Consider the following 22,176-nt stretch of genomic DNA (forward strand, 5'->3'; position numbering starts at 1 on the left):
ACTACGACATCGAAATGTGATCAAAATGCTGAAAACCATTTAAAAAATCTTTAACGGACATTCGTTTCTTTCCTTCTAATTGCACTTCTTCTGGAATATAAAATCCGTCTTTTGTGAAAATTTTGAATTGATGTTTATTAATTTCTAATGTTCCGGGATTTTCCTCATGAGCACTTTCGATATATTTACCTTTATAAATTTTCAAGAATTTTTCATCTTCACCAATTTTAATAAAAGTAAACGCGGCTGGATAGGGCGACATCCCCCGAACAAAGTTATGAACAGTTTCTGAAGTTTGATACCAGTCTATTCGTGTGTCTTCTTTAAAAATTTTAAAGGCATTTTTCGGCTGGTCGACGTGCGGTTGCGGTTTTTCCGTAATTGAATTTTCAGCCAAACCATTTAAAGTTTCAACCACTAATTGTGCACCCATTTGCATTAAACGATCGTGCAATTCGCCCGCGTTTTCTTCGGGGTAGATTTCTACTTCCTGCTGTAAAAGGATATTCCCTTCATCAATCTTTTCATTAATAAAAAAAGTAGTTGCACCTGTTTTTTTCTCTCCATTAATCACGGCATAATTAATGGGCGCCGCGCCTCGATAATCTGGAAGCAGAGAAGCGTGAAGATTAAAAGTTCCCATTTTAGGCATTTCAAATAAAATTTTTGGCATCATTCGGAAGGCTACGACTACAAAAACGTCCGCATTGAGTTTTTCAATTTCTGCTAAAAACTCCGGATTTTTTAATTTTTCCGGTTGTAATACTGGGAGATTATTTTCGACGGCATATTCTTTCACAGCGGACTGGTGAATTTTCTGTCCGCGACCGCTGGCTTTATCAGCAACAGTTACCACGCCTACAACTTCATGATGCGATTGATGAATAGCTTCTAAAGAAGTTTTTGCAAATTCAGGAGTTCCGAAAAATATAACTTTTAATGATTTCATTTTATTTAATAATTTATAAAGGTTAGTAATTCTAACCTTAATTAATCGTGGTTGAAGGCGTATGTTCGGAAATTGAGCATTTTCACTTTTCCCGCGTCGAGTAAATGAATTAAATTTTCAAGAATATTTTCTTTCGAAAAGTAATTCAGTTTAATTGAAATCTCTTCTACGTTTGCAGGTGAATTTTTCAGAATATTTAGAATATCTTTCGAAATATCCCGACCAAAAACGCTTTCCTTTTGTTGCTGACAAACCGAACAATTGCCACAATTCTTTACATTTTTCTCCCCGAAATAAGACAGAATTAACTTCATTTTACAGAAGTCATCGTTCTCTACAAAAAATTTCATTTCTTCCCATTTCTGAATTTTGTTTTTCTGAATTTGGGCAAAAAGATACCAATACTGACCTTCGATTGCGCGCTGATCACGATGTTTAAGAAATTTCACGCTCGACTGCGCTCCATCAATATAATCTAAATAACCACTTTTCTGTAATTCACGAAGTCGTTCTTTCACCAAATGGAGATCTGAACCAACTTTCGCACTGAACGATTTTTCATTGAACATGACTTTGTGCATTGTAATTCCCGTAAGGTTCCTCAGTAGAAGTTCTATAAAATAAGCATCTTTTTTGGGTAGAAGATCTATTTGTTCTGCATTAATCTTTAATTCTAAAGAAGAAAGCGAATTTTGGGAATTATAAAAAATAATTTCTTGATGATGTAAAAAATTGAGAACATTCCTAATCTTAGCTAAAGAAGCTTTCGTAAAATTCTGCACCTTTTGAATATGAAGCTGAAATACATTTTCAGGCAAATCATTTTCTGCAATCTGGAAGGTAGAATACAAATAGGTTACGATATTCTGAAACTCTAATTTTGAAGGAATTTGATTGATTAAAATCTGGTCAAAATTTTTGAGTTCCTGTTCATTCCAAAGGAGAAAAGCATACGATCCCAATCCATCTCGGCCGGCTCGTCCGATTTCCTGATAATAATTTTCTATTGAAGCTGGCGGGGAAAAATGCACAATAAATCGCACATTATCTTTGTCGATTCCCATACCAAATGCATTGGTCGAAATTAGAGTATGGTTTCGACTTTTCAGCCAAAAATCCTGTTTTGCATTTTTCTCTTTTACTGGAATTCCAGCGTGGAAGAAATCAACATTCGTAATCTGATTCCGATGAAGAAATCCAGTTAATTCTTCGGCTTCTTTTCGAGTCCTAACGTAAATAATTCCTGAAGAATCGTTATATTTTAACAGATTACGGACCCGTTCATATTTATCGGAAATTTTATCAGAAATTATTTTTAAATTATTCCGTCTAAAACTTTTCTGAAAAACCAGATTGTTTTTTAAGTTGAGCTTTCCTTGTATTTCCTGTAGAACTTTCGGCGTTGCTGTCGCGGTAAGTGCCAGGCAAGGAACTTTTCCAAGACGATTTCTAAACTCTTTAATATTTTGATAACTGGGCCGAAAATCCTGTCCCCATTCGGAAATACAGTGGGCTTCATCTACTGCTATAAATGAAACTTGAATTTCCTCCAGATTTTGAATAAATAGGCGATTCGTAAGCCGTTCTGGGGAAATGTATAATAGTTTTGTGAGGCCATCTTTACAGCGGTTGAAAATGATCTCAGCATCATATTCATCAAGTTCGGAGGAAAGATATTCGGCTTCAATTCCCAGATTTTTCATCTGATAAACCTGATCTTTCATCAATGCTAAAAGTGGCGAAACCACCAAACATGTTCCTTCTAAAATTAAAGCCGGCAATTGGTAGCAAAGCGATTTTCCACCGCCAGTTGGCAACAATGCCAATGCATCTTGCCCTGAAATTACAGCATTAATAATCTCTTCCTGCGAATCTCTAAAATGGTCGAAACCCCAAAAATGTTTTAAGGTTTGAAGTTTTAACTGATCGAAATTTTGAGACTGAATCACCTTGTAAATTTACTGAAACAAATTCCATAAAACAAAAAAAGCCACGATTTACGTGGCTTTCATTATGGTCTAAAAATGTTTTGGAATTATTTAGCTTCGAAGTATACTCTTCTGTTCGCTCTGTTTTTCCATTCCGGACATTTGGTTGCCGGCTCACATTCAGGATATTTCAAATCTGTTTCTCCTTTTCCGATAGAGTTAATTTTACCTGAATTTACCCCATTCTGAATCAAATAATTTTTCACATTATTTGCTCTTCTTTCAGATAATCTCTGGTTGTACTCATTGGTACCTCTTGTATCAGTTCCACCTACAACGTTATAAGCGCCTTCCGAAGAATTGATATAATTAACTGCATTATTTAAAATTGGAGTATTTGAAGGAAGAATTCTGTCTGAATTCAAATCAAATTCAATACCTTCTAATGTTCTTGTATCATCAGAAACTGTAGATGAAGATGTTGTAGGACAACCGTCGTTTTCAACTGGTCCTGGTACTGTTACACACTTGTCGTACAAGTCGATAACACCATCTAAATCTGCATCCAAGGCTACACCAGCACCATCAACTCTCGCTCCGGCAGGCGTATCCAATTGTCTGTCCCAATCATCACATACTCCATCATTGTCAGCATCACCTTTTTTACAAACTTCAACATCTTGGTTTCTATCAGCCAATACATCTAACTTGTAATAAATTTCCTGAAGTGGATCATGCCAGAATAAATGAGATTCGTGTTTTCCTAAATTCAAGGTCGCACCTAATGTCAAGTTAATTAAATTGTCCGATGGATTGTCGTTCACAGTTGTTGATCGAGCACCATCAAAAGTTTCGTCACCTGAAACAAGGTACATTCCTCTTGCTTCAATATCCAAAGATTTCGTCGCACGGTATTTCAAACCTGCACCTGCCTGACCGAATAAACTGCTTAATTTAAAAGGTTCTTTTTCAGTAATCAGAGATTGGTTATAAACAGGACCTGCATCTTGTCTGTAAGCTCTGTAAGCTAAAGTACCAATACCTGCATAACCATGAAGCGCCCATCTGAATGGTGAATGATTATCAACTCTTCTCAAAAGATTAGAGAAGTTAATATCTCCCAAAACTGAAAGCGCATCATATTGAGTTCTTGCACCATCACCAAGTGTGGTAGTTTCGTGATCTTTTGTATTTACAAAACCTTGTCTGGTTTCTCCTTTGTCATATTGTAGTTTAAGTCCGAAAGCATGAGTGATTGCTTTATCAACACTTAAATATGCAGACCAGCCGTATAAATTTTTTCCAGCTCCAAAACCTTTTATAGAAGTAAGGTCAGAAGACTGCATCAAAGGTACACCTGCTCCGGCAGAAACTGCCCAGTCATTAAATCTTTTCGATTCCTGCGTAAACGGGGAAACATTTGCTGATCCCGACGTGTAGGCATTTGGATAACCCACAGTCATAGGAGCAATTGTGTCCTGTGCAAAGGTAGCCGTTGGTATAGCTAGCGCGAATGCAATAATTGTTAAATTTAGTTTCATATTTTGTTATTATTTGTAGATTACAAGTTTTCTAATATTTTTTACTAAGCGTAATTAAAAACCGTAGTTCTCTATATTAAAATTATTTAGGGCAACCGCTGGTTTCTACAGTTCCCGGCACAGTTACACATTTATCATAAAGGTCGATAACACCATCTAAGTCAAGATCTAAAGCAACACCAGCTCCGTCAACCCTTGCACCAGCAGGAGTATCTAACTGTCTGTCCCAATCATCGCAAACACCATCATTATCTAAATCACCTTTTTCACAAACCACCAATTCTGTTGGCATATCCTCCAAAACTTTGATTCTTCCGTGAATGTCCTGCAATGGATCGTACCATGATAAATGAGTATCATGCTTACCAAGCTTAAATGTTAGACCTAAATTTACAGTAAACATATTGTCTGAAGTTCCTGGATTGATGGCATTATAAGGAGGTCTTGCTGTTTTGCCATAACCACCACCATCAAAAGAATCATCACCTGTTATGGTGTACAATGCTCTTGCTTCAACATCAATTAATGGCGAAACATTATATTTCACCCCAGTTCCTAAATGAAACATGAAAGTATCTAAACCAATTTTTTGGTTTATTTCAATTGGAATTCTTGGCGGACTAGTACTCCATCTTGACATATCATTATCAAGTAACAAAGTCTCATAACCTTGAAAACCTAAACCTGCATAACCGTGTAGCGCCCATCTGTAAGGTGAGTGATTGTCTACACGTCTCATTAAGTTTGAAAAATTAATATCTCCCATCAGAGAGACTTGGCGATATTTAGTATACGCTGTTGCGACACCCGCTGCGACACCTAATGCGCCAGGCAATAAAGCCTTTTGATTAGTTTCTCCCATTTGGTAATGCACCCCTAAACCAAAAACATGCGTAATCTGCTTGTCTAATGACGCATACAAATTATAGCCGAAATTGGTTTTCCCGTCGTAGAAAGAGTTTACATCCGCATTTTGTAAGAAAGCTCCACCGCCACCAACTGATATTGACCAGTCACGAAACATGCGGGAAGAATTGTCAAAGTTACGTACGTCTGCAGAACCAGAAGAAAATGCATTAGGATAATCCCCGATGGTATCGTCGACAGAAGTGCTCTGCGCAAAGAAAGCTATCGGAAAAGCTAATGTTAATAATAAATTTAATTTCATATTATTGTTTTTTAATGTTTTTTAATTCTTCCAACAGCAGTCTTGAAAAATCACGCTGGTATAAATGTTTTTCATGCGGAATTATTAATTCCGACGAATAAAAGCTAATATTATCAAAAAATACCACATCAATATCAATCATTCTATCTTCGTAGACTTTTGAAACTGATGTGTCCGATTCCCTTCCCATCGACCTTTCAAGCATTTTAATTAACTTTAATAGATGTACGGGAGAATATTGCGTTTTTATTACTATTGCAATATTACAAAAAAAATTATTACTATCAAACTCTACAGGCTCCGTAATAAGCATTTCTGTACGAGCGATAACTGTGCCGAGTTGTGCTTCTATCAGGCGAATGGCTGTTTTTATATTACTTTGTACATTTCCAAGATTACTTCCGAGTAACAAAGTGGCTTCATGTTGCGACATATAGCACAAATATAAAAAGAATAATGAAGAGTTTTTTTAAAAATGTTTTAGCAAATATAGTTGCTGTTATCATCATAGCCGCAGTTTTTTCTATTACGCTAATTATGATCATTGCAGCGAGTGCGCTAAGCGGTGATCAGAAACCAACTATTAAGGAGAAATCAATTCTCACACTCGATTTTAAAACCAATATTATCGACAGTCCCGCGGAAGACCAAGGTGATTTCTTTGCTTTCAGTGATAAGCAAAAGAATGTAATGATTTACGATATGCTTGAAGCCATTAAAAATGCGAAAGCTGATGATAAAATAAAAGGAATAAGTATAGAAACAGATGGATTACGTGCCGGATTTACCCAGTTAGATGATTTGCGTGCTGCAATTCAGGATTTTAAGAAGAGTGGCAAATTTGTTTATGCTTACGGGAATGTAGTTTCACAGCCAGCATACTATTTAGGGTCGGTTGCAGATCAATATATCCTCAATCCCGCAGGTGGAATTGATTTAAAAGGTTTATCGATGGAGGTTTTATATATGAAAAGCTTCGCAGATAAATATGGAATCGGCTTACAGATTATTCGACATGGCAAGTATAAATCGGCAGTCGAACCGTTTATGAGAGATGATATGTCACCGGAAAATAAGGAACAGCTTTCAACTTTGTTGAATGACATTTGGTCTGTAAACTCAACTAAAATTGCGGCATCTAGAAAAATTGATACTGCTCAGTTCCGTACGGTTGTAGATAGTCTTTATGGTACAATTCCAGAACTTACCATTCAACATAAACTCGCGGACCGGTTGATGCAGAAAAGTGAGTATGACCAAATGATTAAAACCAAGTTACAACTTAAAGATAAAGACAAACTTTCTAAAGTGTCTTTCAGCAAGTATATCAAATCTTTTGATGAAAAATCTGACAAGAGCGACCGCATCGCAATTCTATATGCTTCTGGCACCATCTATAATGGTGAAGGTTATCAGGATATTTTCGCTGATAATTTTGTGAAGGATATTAAAAAACTGGCAGACAACGATAAAGTAAAGGCGGTGGTACTTCGTGTAAACTCACCAGGCGGAAGTGCAAATGCATCCGACGAAATTTTATTTGAATTACAACAACTGAAAAAGAAAAAACCTCTAGTGGTTTCCTTCGGAGACTATGCGGCATCAGGTGGATATTATATTGCCATGGCGGCAGATAAGATTTATTCAGAGCCCAATACACTTACCGGATCGATTGGTGTGTTCGGAATGATTCCTTATTTCAAGGAAATCGCTAATAAAAATGGTCTTACTTCACATGCAGTAACTACGAACGCAAATTCAAATATGTACTCTGCGATTAATGGGGTAACGCCAGGTGGTGTTGCCATGCTCACAAAAAGTGTGGAGCAAACCTATAAAAGATTTGTACATTTTGTAATTGAAAACCGAAAGAAAACTTTTGAACAAATTGATGAAATTGGTGGCGGCAGAGTTTGGAGTGGAACACGGGCAAAACAAATCGGTCTGGTTGATGAATTGGGAAGTCTTCAGGATGCAGTAAAATTTGCAGCCCAAAAAGCCAATCTTAAAGATTATGGCATTACCACTTATCCAAAGAAAACAACTGCATTTGAACAGTTATTTAAAAATCTTGATGAAAACGAAATTTCTACAAGACTCATTAAAAATAAGATAGGTGCTGATAATTATAAATTATTCGAGCAGATTACCAATCCTAAATTTCAGCAAGGCGTAATGATGCAGACGCCGTTCCAGATTAAAATTGATTAGGAATAAAAGCCAAAAAAATCCCGCACTGAAATTCAGCGCGGGATTTTTTTATTTTCTATTAATTATCCACGTTTTGTGGCCATTCCATAGATCCACAGAACTGCTAAAGCTCCGACAACTGCAAGAAGAATTCCTTTAATATCAAATTCCTCAACAGTTCCCCATCCTAGCATACTACCAATCCATCCTCCAACGAATGCACCTACGATACCTAAAATGATTGTTAAAAGCCAACCCATGTTCTGGTTTCCTGGCATAATAAGTTTAGCGATTGCTCCTGCGATAAGACCAAAAATGATCCAAGTTAAAATTCCCATAGTTTAAAAATTTAATGTTAGTTATTAATAATTCACTTTCTCTTCTATTATCAAACATAAGACCAAATTAAAGTCATTTCTGCATTTTTTAATGATCTATAAGATAAAATTAATTAAATAAAACCAATAAATAAAACTTTTTATCTTTTTTTAAAGAAAGAATCTACAAACTCTGCTCCATTGAACAACTGAAGATCAGTCATTTTCTCACCTACACCAATATATTTTACCGGTATTTGAAACTGATCAGATATACCAATCACCACACCTCCTTTTGCAGTTCCATCTAATTTAGTAATTGCTAAAGCATTTACTTCTGTCGCCGCAGTGAACTGTTTTGCCTGTTCGAAAGCATTTTGTCCGGTAGATCCATCGAGCACCAAGAGAATTTCATGTGGTGCGTCGGGTAGAACTTTTTGCATCACGCGTTTAATTTTCGTGAGTTCATTCATTAGATTCACTTTGTTGTGCAACCTTCCGGCGGTATCTATAATAACCACATCTGCATTATTCGCAACAGCACTTTGTACCGTGTCAAAAGCCACAGAAGCGGGATCACTTCCCATATTTTGTTTTACGATTGGTACACCAACTCTTTCGCTCCAGATCACCAGTTGATCTACTGCAGCAGCGCGGAAGGTGTCGGCAGCACCCAATACCACATTTTTACCTTCACTCTTAAACAGGTGCGCTAATTTACCGATGGTCGTAGTTTTTCCTACGCCGTTTACACCTACAACCATGATGACATAAGGTTTTTTAGTTTCATCAATAGTGCCGCTTCCGGCATGTGGCCCATCAAGAAGCAGATTCGTTATTTCTTCGCGCAAGATGACATCAAGTTCATCAGTTCCCACAAATTTATCACGGGCAACACGGTTCTCGATTCTTTCAATGATTTTAATGGTGGTCGACGCGCCAACATCAGAGGCAATAAGCACTTCCTCCAAATCATCCAGAACTTCGTCATCGACTTTAGATTTCCCGACAACCGCTTTCGAAATCTTATCGAAGAACCCCTGACTGGATTTTTCGAGGCCTTTATCTAAAGTTTCCTTTTCCTCTTTTTTAAAAATTTTTTTATACCAACTCATTACAAAAGTTCCTATTTAACATTACTAAATATAAGCGCTGTCGCCGAAAGCAAACAAAGATAAAATAAAAAAACTATCCAAAAAGGATAGTCTTATATATTCGCGATTGTGCCGAATCTTATTTTTTTAAATAAGCTTCAACCTCGTCAGCGTTCATTACTTTCTCATCAAAAATGTAAGCTCCAGATTTAGGAGATCTTACCATTTTCACAACTTTGGTCATTTTTTTTGAACCTGCACCACCTTGAAGCGTTGCTACTACTTTCTTTGCCATTTTCTATAACTTTAAAAAAATTATTTAATTTCTTTGTGAACCGTATATTTCTTAAGAACAGGGTTGAATTTTTTCAACTCTAATCTCTCAGTCGTGTTCTTTTTATTTTTGGTAGTGATGTATCTTGACATTCCTGCTACTCCGGTTTCTTTGTGCTCAGTGCACTCCAAAATCACCTGTACTCTATTTCCTTTTTTTGCCATGATTTATGATTTTTTGATGAAACCACTTCTAGTTCCTCTTAATATTGCTTCTTCAATCCCTATTCTGTTGATAATTCTCAATCCGTGAGCTGAAACTTTTAAAGTTACAGATTTCTCTTGCTCTGGAAGGTAAAATTTCTTTTCCAATAAGTTAATTTCAAAACGACGTTTCGTTCTGTTATTAGCGTGAGAAACATTGTTTCCTACCATGGCACGCTTTCCGGTTATTTGGCAAATTCTTGACATATCTCGATGTTCTTATTTCTGAATAAATATTTGAGAGTGCAAAATAACGAAGAATTTTTTAGTTAGACAAATATAATTCAGATTTATTTTGAAGAAAATCACAGAACCAAGTCCTTCATTTATTCTCAAATCTTTTGCAAGATGTTCTTATTTAATATTTACTTCACGTTCCAGGGCGATTCCAAATTTTTGATATACCGAATCAATGATCATGGCCGAAAAATCGTAAATTTCTCTACCTGTTGCTTTACCTGTTTTGTTCACGATCACCAAAGCTTGCAACTCGTGCGAAGCAACGTTTCCGATTTGCTTCCCTTTCCATCCACACTGCTCGATGAGCCAGCCTGCAGGAATTTTTACCAAATCACCCTGCGGATAGTTCGGCATTTCGGGATGTTTTTCACGAACGATTAAAAACTGGTCCGTAGGAATTGACGGATTTTTAAAAAAACTCCCGGCATTGCCAATCACTTTTGGATTCGGCAATTTGCTTTGTCTAATGCTAATTACCGCTTTCGAAACCTCTTGAATCGTCGGATTTTCAATTCCTAAATCCTGTAATTCCGATTTAATTGCGCCATAATCCGTTTTTATCACATGATTTTTCCGGGTTAATTTAAAGGTTACTTCTAAAATAACATATTTCCCTTTTCCTTCTCTTTTAAAAACAGATTCGCGGTAGCCAAAATTGCATTTTTGATGATCAAATTTTTCGACTTCCAAAGTTTCTAAATTCAGTACTTTACAATTTACAAAAGTGTCTTTAATTTCAGTTCCGTACGCACCGATATTTTGCATTGGTGAAGTCCCTACATTCCCGGGAATTAGAGATAAATTCTCTAAGCCACCATAATTTTTATTCAAACAGAATAGCACAAATTCATGCCAGTTTTCACCCGCTTTTGAAGTTACTAAAACTTCATTTTCATTTAGATATTCTTCTTCAATTCCTTTTAAATGTAACTGAATTACGATACCCTCGAAATCCTGAGTAAACAGAATATTACTGCCGCCACCAAGAAATAAAATGGCGAGTGAGTGAGTTTTTGAAAATTTGATTGTTTCTATTAATTCTTCCAAAGAACTAACTTCTGCAAAATATTTTGCCGAAACATCAACCCCAAAAGTGTTGTGATTTTTTAATGAAAAATTTTCCTGGATATTCATTTATTGCGAAATATTTGACATCATGTTGTGGATTCTCTTTTCTGCTTCCTCTTTCGTAATTCCGTGATAGAAATCAACTACAAACGGGTGGCTAAAATCCAACTGAGGATAAACTTCCGGTCGTTCATTCCCGGGTTTAGTTTTAACATCCATGGCGATACTTTTTTCAAATTGATAATCCGGCAGCGCATTGCTTAACCAACCAAAGTAAACGGTTTCATGATTTGTATTATTAAAGTTGGCAACATAGTCGTCGTAATTCTCTTCACTTACAGAAACCCAAAGTCCGTATTCCAGATATAGCGAGGATTTCGCAACCTTCTGCTTTAAAACAACTCGAATAAACCGATCAGTTCGGTCTGGATATTCAATGGTGCAAAAATCTTCATCAATATGAATTTTGTACGTATTTTTTTGTTCTTCAGTCAGCCAATAATAGGAATTGGGATACGCAAAAGTAAGCGCAGGATAAGAATGATGAATTTCACCGCAAATACCACATTTATTTTCTGAGTTCATTTTCAAAAATTTATACAGATTCTATTAAATAAAAAAAGGAAGTACTTATAACTTCAGTTCGTTGTAAACTTCGCTGAGTGAAACGCCTCTACGATCGTAATTTTTAGTAACCATTGAAGCAAAACCTTTGCGCATTTACCTTAAAAAAAAATACTAAAAATAAATAAAAAGCGGGCTAAAAAACCCGCTCCTATTTAATTAAAGTCCAAATTCAATTTTATATTTCTGAAGCGCATCATTTAACAATTCAACACTTCTTCTCAAATCCTCTTCTTTCAAAACATAAGCAATTCGCACCTGTTTTTTACCCAATTCAGGATTGCTGTAAAAACCACTCATTGGCGCAACCATAATGGTTTCGTTATTATGAGAGTAACTTTCTAACAACCACTGTGCAAACTTATCAGTATCATCAACCGGAAGTTCTACTGCGCAATAAAAAGCTCCTTTTGGTTTTGGACAAATTACACCTGGAATTCCGTTAAGCAAATCAACCAACACATTTCTACGGTGGGTATATTCTGAACGAACGGTCAAAATATAATCCGCATCGTCCTGATGAGCCGCCGCAGCTGCAATCTGACCTAACAATACCGGACTTAATCTTGCCTGAGCGAAAAGCATGGCTGCATCATGAATTTTTTTCGACCGCGTAACCATGAAACCAATTCGTACACCGCACATTGAATAACGTTTTGATTCAGAATCAATAATAATACAATTATCGGCAATTTCTGGGAAATCTAGCATCGAAACGGCCTGCTTACCGTCATATACATATTCTCTGTAAACCTCATCAGAAATTATTACAATATCGTGTCTCAGAGCGATATCTGCCAATTTCTGCAACTCTTCTCGGGTGTAGAGATAACCGGTGGGATTTCCGGGGTTACAGATAAGAATTGCCCGTGTTTTTGGCGTTATTTTTTTCTCGAAATCTTCTATCGGTGGCAGTGCAAATCCGGTATCAATTGTAGAAGATACCGCCACCACATTTACATTAAAAGTGCTTGCAAACCCATTATAATTCGCGTAATAAGGTTCTGGAATGATCACTTCATCGCCATCATCGCACAGAGTAGAAATGGCAAAGTTCAGCGCTTCAGAACCCCCATTAGTCACAATAAAATTTTCCGTCGTTAAATCCGAAAAACCTAAAGTGTGATAGTAATTTTTTAACGCCGTTCTGTAATCTAAATTCCCTTCGGAAAGCGCATACTCAAAAATTTTCAAATCATTATTTTTCACGGCATCCAAAGCAGATTGCGGCGTCTCAATGTCGGGCTGACCGATATTTAAATGATACACTTTTATTCCTTTTTGTTTCGCGAGTAATGCGTAAGGAACCAATTTCCGAACCGGTGAAGCTGGCATATTTTGAGCTCTCTGAGAAATTTTTGGCATTATTTTAAAATTTTCAACAAAATTAAGAATATTTTTTGAGCAACACGGTTTAATCTTCTCTGAAAAATCAGTCCGGTCTCCGTTTCAATCTTTTTCTTCGATTTCGCTACGAAAAAGGATTTACACTGCACCCGGGCTAGAAGTTCATGCAAAATGTTTCTCCAATTTTTTTAAACGCCAAAGACGCTAATATTTTTCAATCTGAAATCTTTTTATAAGTCCAAGTAAAATTTAAGTAAAAAATGCGCAGAAATAATCTGCGCATTGTTCTATTCTATTGTAAATCCTTGATAAATCAAATGTTCCTTATCCTTCGTTATCGGAATATCGTTCTGATAAAAATACGATTTGGAAATTTTATATTTACCTTTTTTCAAATTTGGATAATAACCACTAATATCGACTTCTAGCATCTTATTTTCGCCAGGTTTTATGATATATCCAATACTATTAAAAATCCGATTGACCTGTGCTTTTTCCTTCATCCATTGTTTCCCATTCCATTTTTCCACAATGAACGGATCACCAGTGATAATTACGTCCTCCGTATTATTGGAAATCAGTAGGTTTATTTTTTTTTTACATCCTTAAGCTTAATGTTACTATCAGCAATTTTTAAATCAACATTTCCATTAACCTGACTGATAAATCCTTTGCTTTTCAACAACGGTTTCAAATCTGCATCTCGCCCCGTAAATTCTTTAAAGGCTTTGTTCAAATCCATCGAATTTCCAACGGATAAAATATACTTACGGAAACGGTCTCCATTTTCACGAGTCATTCCACCATGTGTAGAAATCCAGTCCCAAGCATCAGCATTCAACATATCGCTCCACATATAAGCGTAATATCCTGCAGAATAACCACCGCCCCAGATGTGAGCAAAATAAGGGGAATGATATCTTGGCGGAACTTCTTTCAGGTTAAAACCATATTTAGCCAACACGTCTTTTTCGAATTCTAAAGTCGGTTTAAATTGCGATTCATCAGTTACAGAATGCCAATTCATGTCTATAGTAGCTGCAGAAACCAGTTCGGTCGTCGAATATCCTTGGTTAAAAGTTCCGGCTTTTTTGATCTTATCAACCAAAGATTGTGGCATTGGCTGCTTTGTTTGATAGTGCAAGGCATAATTCTTCAATACTGAAGGCTCCAAAGCGAAGAACTCATTGATCTGCGACGGGAATTCCACAAAATCCCGTGGAACATTTGTTCCAGAAATCGAGATATATTTCTGATCGGCGAACAATCCGTGTAAAGTATGTCCAAATTCATGGAACATTGTGGTTACGTCATCGTAAGAAATTAATGAGGGTTTTCCTTCTGCCGGTTTTTGATAATTAAATACATTAACAATCACCGGTTTTTGATTTAATAAATGCGATTGCTCTACAAAGTTACTCATCCAAGCCCCACCATTTTTATTATTTCTGGTATAGAAATCCAAATAATAAATCGCCAGAGATTTTCCATCACGATCGAAAACTTCATACGCCACAACATCCGGATGATATACTGGCAAGTCGTTTCTTTCTTTAAAAGTAATACCGTAGAATTTTTCAGCGGCATAGAAAACTCCTTTTTCTAGAACAGTTTTCACTTCAAAATAAGGTTTGATTTGATTTTCATCCAAATCGTATTTTTCTTTTCGAACTTGTTCCGCATAAAAATTCCAATCCCAAGGTTCAACTGTAAAGCCACCTTTTTGTTTGTCGATTAAAGCCTGAATTTCATTACTTTCTCTCTTTGCAGTTTCCACCGCTGGAGTCGCTAAACGCGCCAATAGATTCATTGCATTTTCTGGAGTTTTAGCCATTTGATCCTGCAACTTCCATTCTGCAAATGATTTTTTACCCATCAAATGTGCTTTTTCCATACGAAGTTTCGCCTCTCTTTCCAAGATGCTTCTGGTGTCGTTCGCATCTCCTTTTTCAGCTCTATACCAAGAAGCTTTGAAAAGTTTTTCTCTCGTTGCTCGGTTTTTTAGATTCTGCAACAATGGTTGCTGTGTCGTGTTCTGCAAAGCCAAAAGATAACCTGTTTTTCCCGCAGCTTTTGCATCTGCAGCGGCAGCAGCAATTTCATCTACAGAAAGTCCATCAAGTTCTTTAACATCAGAAATTAAAAGAGCGCCATCTCTTCTTGCATCTAATAATTTACTCGAAAACTGAGTAGAAAGCGTGGCTAATTCTTCATTAATTTTCTTAACCTTTGCTTTATTTTCGTCAGATAAGTTGGCGCCGGCGATTTCAAAGTTCGTCGTATATAATTCTAAAACTCTTTTTTCTTCGGAACCTAAACTTTCAGTTTTAATCGCTTTAATTCTTGAATATAATTTATCATTCAGGTAAATTTTATCGCTAAGTGCTGAAAAAATGGGTGCGTATTCTTCTTCCAGCTTCTGTAAAGTAGGATTCGTGTTAGATCCGGTAAGATTATAAAAAACAAGCTGTGCTCTTTTTAAAACTTCGCCACTATTTTCTAGGGCGACGATGGTATTTTCAAAAGTTGGCGCTGCAGAATTATTGGCAATCGCTTCTATTTCAGAAACTTGAACTTTCATACCATAATCAAATGCCGGTTTAAAATGTTCATCCCTAATCTTGTCAAATTCCGGTGCCTGATATTGCAGGGAGCTTTTCATCATAAATGGATTGTTCGCCATCACGTCTGGAACTGGAATTTCAGTAGGTGCGTTTTCGGTTGTTTTCATAGTAGTACAGGCGGATGTTAACGCCAGAGAAGATATTAAAAAAACAGATGTAATATTTTTCATTCTTAAATTGTTATTATAGGATAAAGGTATTAATTTTAAATTTATCTTTAACAAAATAACCATCAATACTATTTAAACTATGAAAACATCTTTTATTTTCGCTTGCGCTACACTTCTTTTATTTACTTCCTGTAACATTAAATCAGATAATGGCTTTCCGCTTAATTTTGGAACGAAAGAAGGAAATGGCATCATTAAAACCCAACAGTTTATGATGAATTTCGATGAGATTAAAATTTCGCAGTCCATTGCGGCAGAGCTTGTAAAATCAAGTACTGAAAAAGTAGTTGTCACTGCGCCTTCAGATATTATTGACGATATTTTAGTTGAAAATGATAATGGGAGACTTTACATTCATTTTAAATCGGGACTAAATATTTCTGCGAGAAATGTTGCAGTGAAAATTTTTGCGAAAGATTTCTCTAAACTGGAAGCAAACTCCTCCGCATCAATTGCGATTAAAGATCAGTTTACCCAAGAAAAAACAGAAATAAAAGTTGGAAGTTCTGGGAGTATTTCGGGGAATTTAGAAGCAAATGACCTTTCAATCGATGTTTCAAGCTCTGGAAGTTACTCTGGAAAAATTTGGGCTGTGAATTTAGTAGCAGATGTTTCTTCTTCCGGAGATATTATTATTTCAGGAAAAACTAAAAATGCAAACCTCGACGCCTCTTCGTCCGGAACTTTGGATGCGAAGGGCGTGATGGCAGAGAATGCAGAAATAGAGGCCTCAAGCAGCGGCTCCGCAAGTTTGTCAGTAAGCAATGAATTGCGGGCAAGTGCCAATTCTTCCGGTGATGTCATCATCAAAAAAATTGGGAATTTAAATATTTTCAGTCAAAAAGAAAATAGTGGCGGAAGTATTTCAATTCAGTAAAACTTCTCTTCAGTTCCTGAAAATAAAATCAGCCTCATAACGAGGCTGATTTTCTATTTTAATTTTCGAAATTATTCGAGTCTACCAACCTCCAGAAGCACCGCCTCCACCGAAACTTCCGCCTCCGCCGAAGCCTCCGAATCCGCCACCGCCAAAACCACCGCCGGAACGACCAAAACCGCCACCACCGAAACTGCCTGGGAAAGGGAAAAATCCACCTGGGTAGGAACGTCGTCCCCGTCGTGACAAGATCACATCTTCATCGTCATTATAATTGCCGCCACCGCCTCCTCGGTTTTTGAAGAGAAAACTTAAGATTATAAACACAAAGAAAGCAATCATTAAAATCTGTCCCGGAGTTAAACTTTCCTCCGATGAAGTTTTTGCAATCGGCTTAAATTTGCCTTGAACAGCTTCCATTAAAGCCGTAGTTCCTCTATTAATTCCTTCAAACCATAATCCTTGTTTGAAATTTGGCGTAACAATATAATCCAGAATTTGCCCTGCGACCGATGCTGTTAAATATTGTTCTACAGCTCTACCTTGCTGTATAGCCATGGTGTGATCTTCTGTAGCGATTAAGAAAACGATGCCGTTATCAGTTTCTTTTTGACCAATTCCCCACTTTTCACCATACATCGTGGCTAGATAATTCACATCCTCGCCACCCGTTGTCGGAATGATAATTACTGCGATTTCCGTAGATGTTGAATCGGAAAATTTAATTAGTTTTTGATTGAGCTGATCTTTCTCGCCCTGTGTCAATATTCCTACTTCGTCAGTTATCGGATATAAAATAGCGGGTTTTTTCGGAATATTTTGGGCAAAAACAAAAATGCTTAAACCTACGAGTAGAAAAGCGAAGAAATATTTACGAGAAAGTAATCTCATTAGAAAGTTCATTGGGATTTTCTCCCGAAATCGGGAAATGTTTTTTAAGTTCTAAACCTGTTTCTAAGACTGCATTCCGTAAGCCGTCATGATAGTTTCCGCGAGAGAATTCGCGTGTAATCTGATCGTGAATTTTATCCCAAAAATTCTGATGAACTTTTTTATGAATGCCTTCATCACCAATAATGGTTAAATATTGCTGTTCAAAATTCACATGAAATAATACCGCATTTCGCTCTTCGGTTTGTCCTTCGCAAAGCGTTTTAAAAACTTGAAATGCAATCTCGGCATTATTGCCTTCTGTTTGGGAATCTATATGAATACGGATTTCACCAGTCGAGTGATCTTCGGCTGTTTTAATGGCTTCTACGAGAGAAGCCATTTGATAATCTGTTAGAAAACTATTCATTAGTTCGTGAAAACTTCTGGTGCTTTTTGAGCACCTGCATCCGCTTTAAAATATGGTTTCTCTTTAAAGTTGGTGAAGTTTGCCAAAATATTATTTGGGAACGTTTTAATCGTAGTGTTATAATCCTGAGCTGCTTCGTTATAATAAACCGTTTCGCTTCGGATGCTGTTTTCAATCGCCGTATATTCTCTTTGGAAATTTAAATACTGCTGATCCGCTTTTAAGTTTGGATATTGCTCTACCACGGCCATCAATCTGCTTAAAGCGCCACTTAATTCACCTTGCGCTGCCTGGAATTTCGCCATATCAGCTTCGGTCATATTGGTAGGATCTACAGTAATTGATGTTGCTTTAGAACGGGCTTCAATCACTTTTGTTAATGTTTCCTGCTCAAATTGAGAGTACGATTTTACAGTACGCTCTAAGTTCGGAATTAAATTCGCACGTTTTTGATATACTGTTTCTACATTAGACCATTTGGTATTTACAGTCTGCTCTTTTGTTACAAAATTATTGTATCCGTTTTTACCCCAGAAGAAGAGCACAGCAGCAATTACAAGGAGAGCAATACCGATTGTTCCGGCGCTCATACAGCCTTTATTTCTCATAGTTTATTATTTTTTAAAAATTTTAATGCTACCCAAATATACAATTTATGTGCTAAATTTGTAAAAAATTAATTTAAAATGATAACAGCTGTAGTAGCAATGGGTTTGAATAATGAAATTGGTGCTGAAAATCAAATGCTTTGGCATTTACCAACCGATTTAAAACATTTTAAAGAAATTACATCAGAGCACCCAATTATCATGGGTCGTAAAACTTACGAAAGTATTGGAAAACCACTTCCGAACCGAACAAACATTGTTGTAAGTACTAAAAAAGATTGGTTTGAAGAAGGTATTCTGATTGTAGGAAGTTTAAAAGAAGCCATTAAGTTTGCAAAAAAAATAGACGAAGATATTTTTATCATTGGCGGCGGTAAGATTTACGAACAGACCATGGAGATAACGGACAAATTAGAAGTTACCCTCGTAAAAACCACTTTGAAAGCTGATACTTATTTCCCGAAAATTAGCGAGAAAATCTGGGTAAAAACCGACGAAATCTGCCACGAGAAAGACGAAAAAAATGCTTACGATTTTTGCTTTCAAACATTTGAGCGGAAAGAAAAACTCTAAATATTTTAACTGAAAATTAGGCAGTTTAGTTTTAGACACAAATTATTATCTTTGCACCACTAAATTTTAACAATGAATAAATACCTGAAATTTGTTATCGCAGCTCTGATCATTGCAGCCGGAGTTTATCTGATGATGAATAGAAATATTGGCTGGGGAATCGTGTTGGTTATTCTATCTGCCATCCCAATTTTGCTCTTTTTTAAGAATGAATATATTTTATTGGCCTTCTGGTTCATGCGCAAACAAAACATGGTTAAAGCTGCGAAGTGGCTTTCAAAAATCACCAATTACCACACGCAACTTCATAAATCGCAGTACGGTTATTTTCACTATTTGCAAGGTCTTACTTTAGCGCAGGAAAATCCAGCGAAAGTAGAACCTTTTATGAAAAAAGCTTTGGAATACGGTTTAAATATGAAACATGACCGCGCAATGGCCACTTTAAATATTGCAGCTGGGGCAATGCAGAAAGGCAGACGCCAGGAAGCGCAAAAACTTTTGGAAGAAGCGAAACGCCTAGACAGCGCCGGAATGATGACGGATCAAATAAAGATGCTAAAGGATCAGCTGAAAATGCCTTCTATGCAGAAACACATGCATAATCCGAATATGCGGCAGCGTGGTAAATTTTCTTAAAGAGAATTTTCTCATAAATTAAAGTCCGATTACTCGGACTTTTTTTGTGAAATCTTTTTGACTTTTTGTCTAAAATTAAGTACACTGAACAGAATTAAATTTTACATTTCAGAACTGTGATCAACACCGTAAAATTTAGGAATTTGCCATTGATACTTCACTGCAAAGGTTCGAATCGCAACAATGAGTAAAATAGTAGAAACCTGCACAAATCCATAAGAAAGCGTGCTGTATTTTACCAAACCTAAAAATATAATTCCGCCAGTAATACAAGCGGTTGCATAAATTTCTTTGCGGAAAATAAGCGGAATTCTGTTTAATAAAATATCCCTGCTAATTCCCCCAAAACATCCGGTTATGGTCCCTAAAGTGATACAGATTAAAGGATGTAAATCAGCATTAATTCCTTTCTGGATTCCAATAATAGTAAAAAGGCCGAGCCCGAAACTGTCGAAGATAAATAAGGTGACTTTAAATTTCTTTTCTAAAGATTTGAAAATCATCGATACGATACACGTGATGAAAATAACGGTACAGATTACCATATCGTGCATCCAGAAAACGGGAACATCCAATAATAGATCTCGAATTGTTCCGCCACCGACTGCAGTGACAAAAGCTATAATTAAAACTCCGAAAGGGTCAAGACGTTTCTGCATCGCGGCAAAACTCCCCGACATGGCAAACGCAATGGTTCCCAAAATTTCAATGGCTAAACTAAAGTTTTCCTGAACCTGCACTCTTACTTATTTTTTGGGATCACGCGCACGGCTTCTGGTACTAAAATCTCGTAATTCCCACCGAAAGTGATGATTTCGCGTACAATACTGCTGCTGATGAAGGATTTCCCGGATGAAGTCAGTAAAAATATAGTCTCTATTTCGTTGTCTTTTGTCAGCTCACGGTTGGTTTGCGCGATTGCTTTCTCGAATTCGAAATCCGCCGGATTTCTGAGACCTCGCAAAATAAAATTCACATTTTTACTGTGGCAGTAATCAATGGTTAAACCTTCAAAATGATCAACTTCAATATTCGGAAATTCTTTGAAAACCTCTCGAATAAAATGAATGCGCTCCTCTAAAGAAAACATATATTTTTTCTGAGAATTCTGTCCGATTGCTATAATTATTTTGTCGAATAAAGGATACGCTCGTTCCACGATATCATAATGGCCAAGCGTTATAGGATCGAAAGAACCTGGGAAAACTGCAACTCTCATAGATGATTTTAGATTTTGAATTATAGATTTTAGATGAAAATAATTTTTAAATCTAAAACAACTTTATTTAATGTTTAGCTAAGGCTTTTTCTACTTCATTTCCGCAGAGATCTTTGATGGAAATTCCATAAAAAGCAGCTTGTTGTGGCAAAATAGAAGCTGGTGAGAAACCTGGGTTGGTATTCATTTCCAGCATGTATGGAATACCATCCATAATAATAAATTCGGTGCGGGAAAAACCACTCATTCCTAATGCATTGTAGGCTTTTTTAGTAATGTCTTCCACGCGCTGTCGGGTTTCTTCGTCTATTCTGGCAGGTGTAATTTCTTCGGATGCACCTTCATATTTCGCTTCATAATCGAAAAATTCTTTATCGGGTACAATCTCCGTAATTCCCAAAACAATGGTTTCTCCGTTAATATCTACGGCACCTACAGAAACTTCCATTCCATCGAGGAAACTTTCAATTAATATTTCTTCATCTTCCGCGAAGGCGAATTCCAGTGCATTTTTAAGTTCAGACTGTTCCTTCACTTTCGTAATACCGAGCGAGGAGCCGGACTGATTTGGTTTTACAAAAAGTGGCAATCCCAATTCCTTAACTATTTGACCTTCATTAATAGGTTCTCCCAGGCGCAAGTAAATACTTTTTGCAGAGGGAATCCCGTATTTAGAAAGCACTGCTAATGTATCTTTTTTGTTGAAGGTTAAGGCACTTTGATAAAAATCACAACCCGTATATTTCTGACCAATCGTATTCCAGTATGCCTGCAATTCCCCATTTTCACCAGGTTTACCGTGGATTATATTAAAACAGACATCAAAACAAACCTGAAAACCACTGCTTAAACTGACAGTAAAATCAGCTTTATTAATGGCAGCTTTGTCGCCCCGATCATCTACAAAATACCATTCATCTTTCAGAATGACCACTTTGTAAACATTATAAATCTCCCGATCCAAAGAATCAAAAATCAGTTGACCGCTTTTCAGCGAAACTTTATACTCATCGGAATAACCGCCCATTACAACGGCAATATTTTTCTTGCTCATCAGATAATACTATAAAAGCAAAATTAAACAAATAGTTCAATAGCCACGATGAAATATTAAAATTTATAGCAAAAGCGCGATTTTTTGTGTATCCTTTCATCCGTTAATA

Annotated in this window: 25 protein-coding genes; 4 read left to right on the forward strand and 21 right to left on the reverse strand. The window is 36.6% G+C overall.

Annotated elements, in window-relative coordinates:
- Position 1 precedes the first annotated feature (1 nt).
- From fmt to folK, 5 genes are all read right to left on the reverse strand, one after another.
- A complete protein-coding gene (fmt, locus tag LC814_RS06325) occupies positions 2-949 on the reverse strand; it encodes a methionyl-tRNA formyltransferase (protein WP_226063106.1) in 948 nt (315 codons plus the stop codon).
- A gap of 41 nt (positions 950-990) precedes the next feature.
- Positions 991-2,898 carry a RecQ family ATP-dependent DNA helicase gene (locus tag LC814_RS06330; RefSeq protein ID WP_226063107.1) on the reverse strand — a complete coding sequence of 636 codons (1,908 nt, stop codon included), beginning with the start codon at positions 2,896-2,898 and terminating at the stop codon, positions 991-993.
- A gap of 86 nt (positions 2,899-2,984) precedes the next feature.
- A complete protein-coding gene (locus LC814_RS06335) occupies positions 2,985-4,418 on the reverse strand; it encodes an OmpA family protein (RefSeq protein ID WP_226063108.1) in 1,434 nt (477 codons plus the stop codon).
- An 82-nt stretch (positions 4,419-4,500) separates the two neighbouring features.
- Positions 4,501-5,442, reverse strand: coding sequence for an outer membrane beta-barrel protein (locus LC814_RS06340; protein ID WP_226063109.1), 942 nt, complete (start codon positions 5,440-5,442; stop codon positions 4,501-4,503).
- Positions 5,443-5,587: 145 nt separating this feature from the next.
- On the reverse strand, positions 5,588-6,019 hold the full coding sequence (folK, locus tag LC814_RS06345) for a 2-amino-4-hydroxy-6-hydroxymethyldihydropteridine diphosphokinase (RefSeq protein WP_226063110.1): 432 nt from the start codon (positions 6,017-6,019) through the stop codon (positions 5,588-5,590).
- Between the two features lie 23 nt (positions 6,020-6,042).
- On the opposite strand from folK, the gene sppA reads away from it, so the two are divergent.
- Positions 6,043-7,797, forward strand: a complete 1,755-nt coding sequence (gene sppA / locus LC814_RS06350; protein WP_226063111.1) for a signal peptide peptidase SppA — start codon at positions 6,043-6,045, stop codon at positions 7,795-7,797.
- A gap of 62 nt (positions 7,798-7,859) precedes the next feature.
- Here sppA and LC814_RS06355 read toward each other — a convergent pair whose 3' ends face one another.
- The 10 genes from LC814_RS06355 to LC814_RS06400 all read right to left on the reverse strand — a co-directional run bounded on the left by LC814_RS06355 (position 7,860) and on the right by LC814_RS06400 (position 15,797).
- Positions 7,860-8,114 (reverse strand): GlsB/YeaQ/YmgE family stress response membrane protein, encoded by a 255-nt coding sequence (locus LC814_RS06355; RefSeq protein WP_226063112.1) that lies wholly within the window; start codon positions 8,112-8,114, stop codon positions 7,860-7,862.
- Positions 8,115-8,254: 140 nt separating this feature from the next.
- Positions 8,255-9,208, reverse strand: a complete 954-nt coding sequence (gene ftsY, locus LC814_RS06360; RefSeq protein WP_226063113.1) for a signal recognition particle-docking protein FtsY — start codon at positions 9,206-9,208, stop codon at positions 8,255-8,257.
- 118 nt (positions 9,209-9,326) lie between these two features.
- Positions 9,327-9,482 (reverse strand): DUF4295 domain-containing protein, encoded by a 156-nt coding sequence (locus tag LC814_RS06365; protein ID WP_226063114.1) that lies wholly within the window; start codon positions 9,480-9,482, stop codon positions 9,327-9,329.
- A 20-nt stretch (positions 9,483-9,502) separates the two neighbouring features.
- Positions 9,503-9,685 (reverse strand): 50S ribosomal protein L33, encoded by a 183-nt coding sequence (rpmG, locus tag LC814_RS06370; protein WP_193811744.1) that lies wholly within the window; start codon positions 9,683-9,685, stop codon positions 9,503-9,505.
- Between the two features lie 3 nt (positions 9,686-9,688).
- A complete protein-coding gene (rpmB, locus tag LC814_RS06375) occupies positions 9,689-9,931 on the reverse strand; it encodes a 50S ribosomal protein L28 (protein WP_226063115.1) in 243 nt (80 codons plus the stop codon).
- 147 nt (positions 9,932-10,078) lie between these two features.
- A complete protein-coding gene (murB, locus tag LC814_RS06380) occupies positions 10,079-11,098 on the reverse strand; it encodes a UDP-N-acetylmuramate dehydrogenase (protein ID WP_226063116.1) in 1,020 nt (339 codons plus the stop codon).
- Positions 11,099-11,617 carry a DUF2199 domain-containing protein gene (locus LC814_RS06385; RefSeq protein WP_226063117.1) on the reverse strand — a complete coding sequence of 173 codons (519 nt, stop codon included), beginning with the start codon at positions 11,615-11,617 and terminating at the stop codon, positions 11,099-11,101.
- Between the two features lie 198 nt (positions 11,618-11,815).
- Complete coding sequence (locus tag LC814_RS06390; RefSeq protein ID WP_226063118.1) at positions 11,816-13,021, reverse strand: pyridoxal phosphate-dependent aminotransferase; 1,206 nt, start codon at positions 13,019-13,021, stop codon at positions 11,816-11,818.
- A 269-nt stretch (positions 13,022-13,290) separates the two neighbouring features.
- Positions 13,291-13,593 carry an immunoglobulin-like domain-containing protein gene (locus tag LC814_RS06395; RefSeq protein ID WP_311135721.1) on the reverse strand — a complete coding sequence of 101 codons (303 nt, stop codon included), beginning with the start codon at positions 13,591-13,593 and terminating at the stop codon, positions 13,291-13,293.
- Positions 13,590-15,797: a M3 family metallopeptidase gene (locus LC814_RS06400; protein ID WP_226063120.1), complete on the reverse strand. Its 2,208-nt coding sequence runs from the start codon at positions 15,795-15,797 to the stop codon at positions 13,590-13,592. Before LC814_RS06400 ends, LC814_RS06395 begins: the two co-directional genes overlap by 4 nt.
- 79 nt (positions 15,798-15,876) lie before the next feature.
- Here LC814_RS06400 and LC814_RS06405 point away from each other — a divergent pair, with 79 nt between their 5' ends.
- Complete coding sequence (locus tag LC814_RS06405; protein WP_226063121.1) at positions 15,877-16,674, forward strand: head GIN domain-containing protein; 798 nt, start codon at positions 15,877-15,879, stop codon at positions 16,672-16,674.
- Positions 16,675-16,755: 81 nt separating this feature from the next.
- On the opposite strand, the gene LC814_RS06410 is transcribed toward LC814_RS06405, so the two are convergent.
- From LC814_RS06410 to LC814_RS06420, 3 genes are read right to left on the reverse strand one after another with little or no spacing between them, the layout of a single operon-like run.
- Positions 16,756-17,565: a TPM domain-containing protein gene (locus tag LC814_RS06410; RefSeq protein WP_226063122.1), complete on the reverse strand. Its 810-nt coding sequence runs from the start codon at positions 17,563-17,565 to the stop codon at positions 16,756-16,758.
- Positions 17,546-17,974: a TPM domain-containing protein gene (locus LC814_RS06415; RefSeq protein ID WP_226063123.1), complete on the reverse strand. Its 429-nt coding sequence runs from the start codon at positions 17,972-17,974 to the stop codon at positions 17,546-17,548. The genes LC814_RS06410 and LC814_RS06415 overlap by 20 nt, the downstream gene beginning before the upstream one ends.
- Positions 17,974-18,582: a LemA family protein gene (locus LC814_RS06420; RefSeq protein WP_226063124.1), complete on the reverse strand. Its 609-nt coding sequence runs from the start codon at positions 18,580-18,582 to the stop codon at positions 17,974-17,976. Before LC814_RS06420 ends, LC814_RS06415 begins: the two co-directional genes overlap by 1 nt.
- A 78-nt stretch (positions 18,583-18,660) precedes the next feature.
- Here LC814_RS06420 and LC814_RS06425 point away from each other — a divergent pair, with 78 nt between their 5' ends.
- The gene (locus LC814_RS06425; protein WP_226063125.1) at positions 18,661-19,155 is read left to right on the forward strand and encodes a dihydrofolate reductase; all 495 of its coding nucleotides are present in this window, start codon (positions 18,661-18,663) and stop codon (positions 19,153-19,155) included.
- 72 nt (positions 19,156-19,227) lie between these two features.
- On the forward strand, positions 19,228-19,794 hold the full coding sequence (locus LC814_RS06430; RefSeq protein WP_226063126.1) for a DUF2892 domain-containing protein: 567 nt from the start codon (positions 19,228-19,230) through the stop codon (positions 19,792-19,794).
- 101 nt (positions 19,795-19,895) lie between these two features.
- On the opposite strand, the gene LC814_RS06435 is transcribed toward LC814_RS06430, so the two are convergent.
- The 3 genes from LC814_RS06435 to LC814_RS06445 all read right to left on the reverse strand — a co-directional run bounded on the left by LC814_RS06435 (position 19,896) and on the right by LC814_RS06445 (position 22,067).
- A complete protein-coding gene (locus tag LC814_RS06435; protein ID WP_262903728.1) occupies positions 19,896-20,474 on the reverse strand; it encodes a trimeric intracellular cation channel family protein in 579 nt (192 codons plus the stop codon).
- A 62-nt stretch (positions 20,475-20,536) separates the two neighbouring features.
- Complete coding sequence (coaD, locus tag LC814_RS06440; protein WP_226063128.1) at positions 20,537-21,013, reverse strand: pantetheine-phosphate adenylyltransferase; 477 nt, start codon at positions 21,011-21,013, stop codon at positions 20,537-20,539.
- 67 nt (positions 21,014-21,080) lie between these two features.
- Positions 21,081-22,067, reverse strand: a complete 987-nt coding sequence (locus LC814_RS06445) for a D-alanine--D-alanine ligase (protein WP_226063129.1) — start codon at positions 22,065-22,067, stop codon at positions 21,081-21,083.
- Positions 22,068-22,176 lie beyond the last annotated feature (109 nt).

The sequence above is a fragment of the Kaistella polysaccharea genome (genome assembly GCF_020410745.1).
GTDB classification, from domain to species: domain Bacteria; phylum Bacteroidota; class Bacteroidia; order Flavobacteriales; family Weeksellaceae; genus Kaistella; species Kaistella polysaccharea.

Excerpts from the sequence above, each read along its gene's own strand:
- LC814_RS06420 (WP_226063124.1), bottom strand. The coding sequence starts at position 18,582 with ATGAGAAATAAAGGCTGTATGAGCGCCGGAACAATCGGTATTGCTCTC.
- LC814_RS06365 (WP_226063114.1), bottom strand. The coding sequence starts at position 9,482 with ATGGCAAAGAAAGTAGTAGCAACGCTTCAAGGTGGTGCAGGTTCAAAA.
- LC814_RS06385 (WP_226063117.1), bottom strand. The coding sequence starts at position 11,617 with ATGAACTCAGAAAATAAATGTGGTATTTGCGGTGAAATTCATCATTCT.
- LC814_RS06445 (WP_226063129.1), bottom strand. The coding sequence starts at position 22,067 with ATGAGCAAGAAAAATATTGCCGTTGTAATGGGCGGTTATTCCGATGAG.
- folK (WP_226063110.1), bottom strand. The coding sequence starts at position 6,019 with ATGTCGCAACATGAAGCCACTTTGTTACTCGGAAGTAATCTTGGAAAT.
- ftsY (WP_226063113.1), bottom strand. The coding sequence starts at position 9,208 with ATGAGTTGGTATAAAAAAATTTTTAAAAAAGAGGAAAAGGAAACTTTA.
- rpmG (WP_193811744.1), bottom strand. The coding sequence starts at position 9,685 with ATGGCAAAAAAAGGAAATAGAGTACAGGTGATTTTGGAGTGCACTGAG.
- sppA (WP_226063111.1), top strand. The coding sequence starts at position 6,043 with ATGAAGAGTTTTTTTAAAAATGTTTTAGCAAATATAGTTGCTGTTATC.
- LC814_RS06390 (WP_226063118.1), bottom strand. The coding sequence starts at position 13,021 with ATGCCAAAAATTTCTCAGAGAGCTCAAAATATGCCAGCTTCACCGGTT.
- LC814_RS06405 (WP_226063121.1), top strand. The coding sequence starts at position 15,877 with ATGAAAACATCTTTTATTTTCGCTTGCGCTACACTTCTTTTATTTACT.
- LC814_RS06400 (WP_226063120.1), bottom strand. The coding sequence starts at position 15,797 with ATGAAAAATATTACATCTGTTTTTTTAATATCTTCTCTGGCGTTAACA.
- LC814_RS06410 (WP_226063122.1), bottom strand. The coding sequence starts at position 17,565 with ATGAGATTACTTTCTCGTAAATATTTCTTCGCTTTTCTACTCGTAGGT.
- LC814_RS06430 (WP_226063126.1), top strand. The coding sequence starts at position 19,228 with ATGAATAAATACCTGAAATTTGTTATCGCAGCTCTGATCATTGCAGCC.
- LC814_RS06355 (WP_226063112.1), bottom strand. The coding sequence starts at position 8,114 with ATGGGAATTTTAACTTGGATCATTTTTGGTCTTATCGCAGGAGCAATC.
- LC814_RS06425 (WP_226063125.1), top strand. The coding sequence starts at position 18,661 with ATGATAACAGCTGTAGTAGCAATGGGTTTGAATAATGAAATTGGTGCT.
- rpmB (WP_226063115.1), bottom strand. The coding sequence starts at position 9,931 with ATGTCAAGAATTTGCCAAATAACCGGAAAGCGTGCCATGGTAGGAAAC.
- LC814_RS06335 (WP_226063108.1), bottom strand. The coding sequence starts at position 4,418 with ATGAAACTAAATTTAACAATTATTGCATTCGCGCTAGCTATACCAACG.
- LC814_RS06435 (WP_262903728.1), bottom strand. The coding sequence starts at position 20,474 with ATGTCGGGGAGTTTTGCCGCGATGCAGAAACGTCTTGACCCTTTCGGA.
- fmt (WP_226063106.1), bottom strand. The coding sequence starts at position 949 with ATGAAATCATTAAAAGTTATATTTTTCGGAACTCCTGAATTTGCAAAA.
- LC814_RS06415 (WP_226063123.1), bottom strand. The coding sequence starts at position 17,974 with ATGAATAGTTTTCTAACAGATTATCAAATGGCTTCTCTCGTAGAAGCC.
- murB (WP_226063116.1), bottom strand. The coding sequence starts at position 11,098 with ATGAATATCCAGGAAAATTTTTCATTAAAAAATCACAACACTTTTGGG.
- coaD (WP_226063128.1), bottom strand. The coding sequence starts at position 21,013 with ATGAGAGTTGCAGTTTTCCCAGGTTCTTTCGATCCTATAACGCTTGGC.
- LC814_RS06340 (WP_226063109.1), bottom strand. The coding sequence starts at position 5,442 with ATGTTTCGTGACTGGTCAATATCAGTTGGTGGCGGTGGAGCTTTCTTA.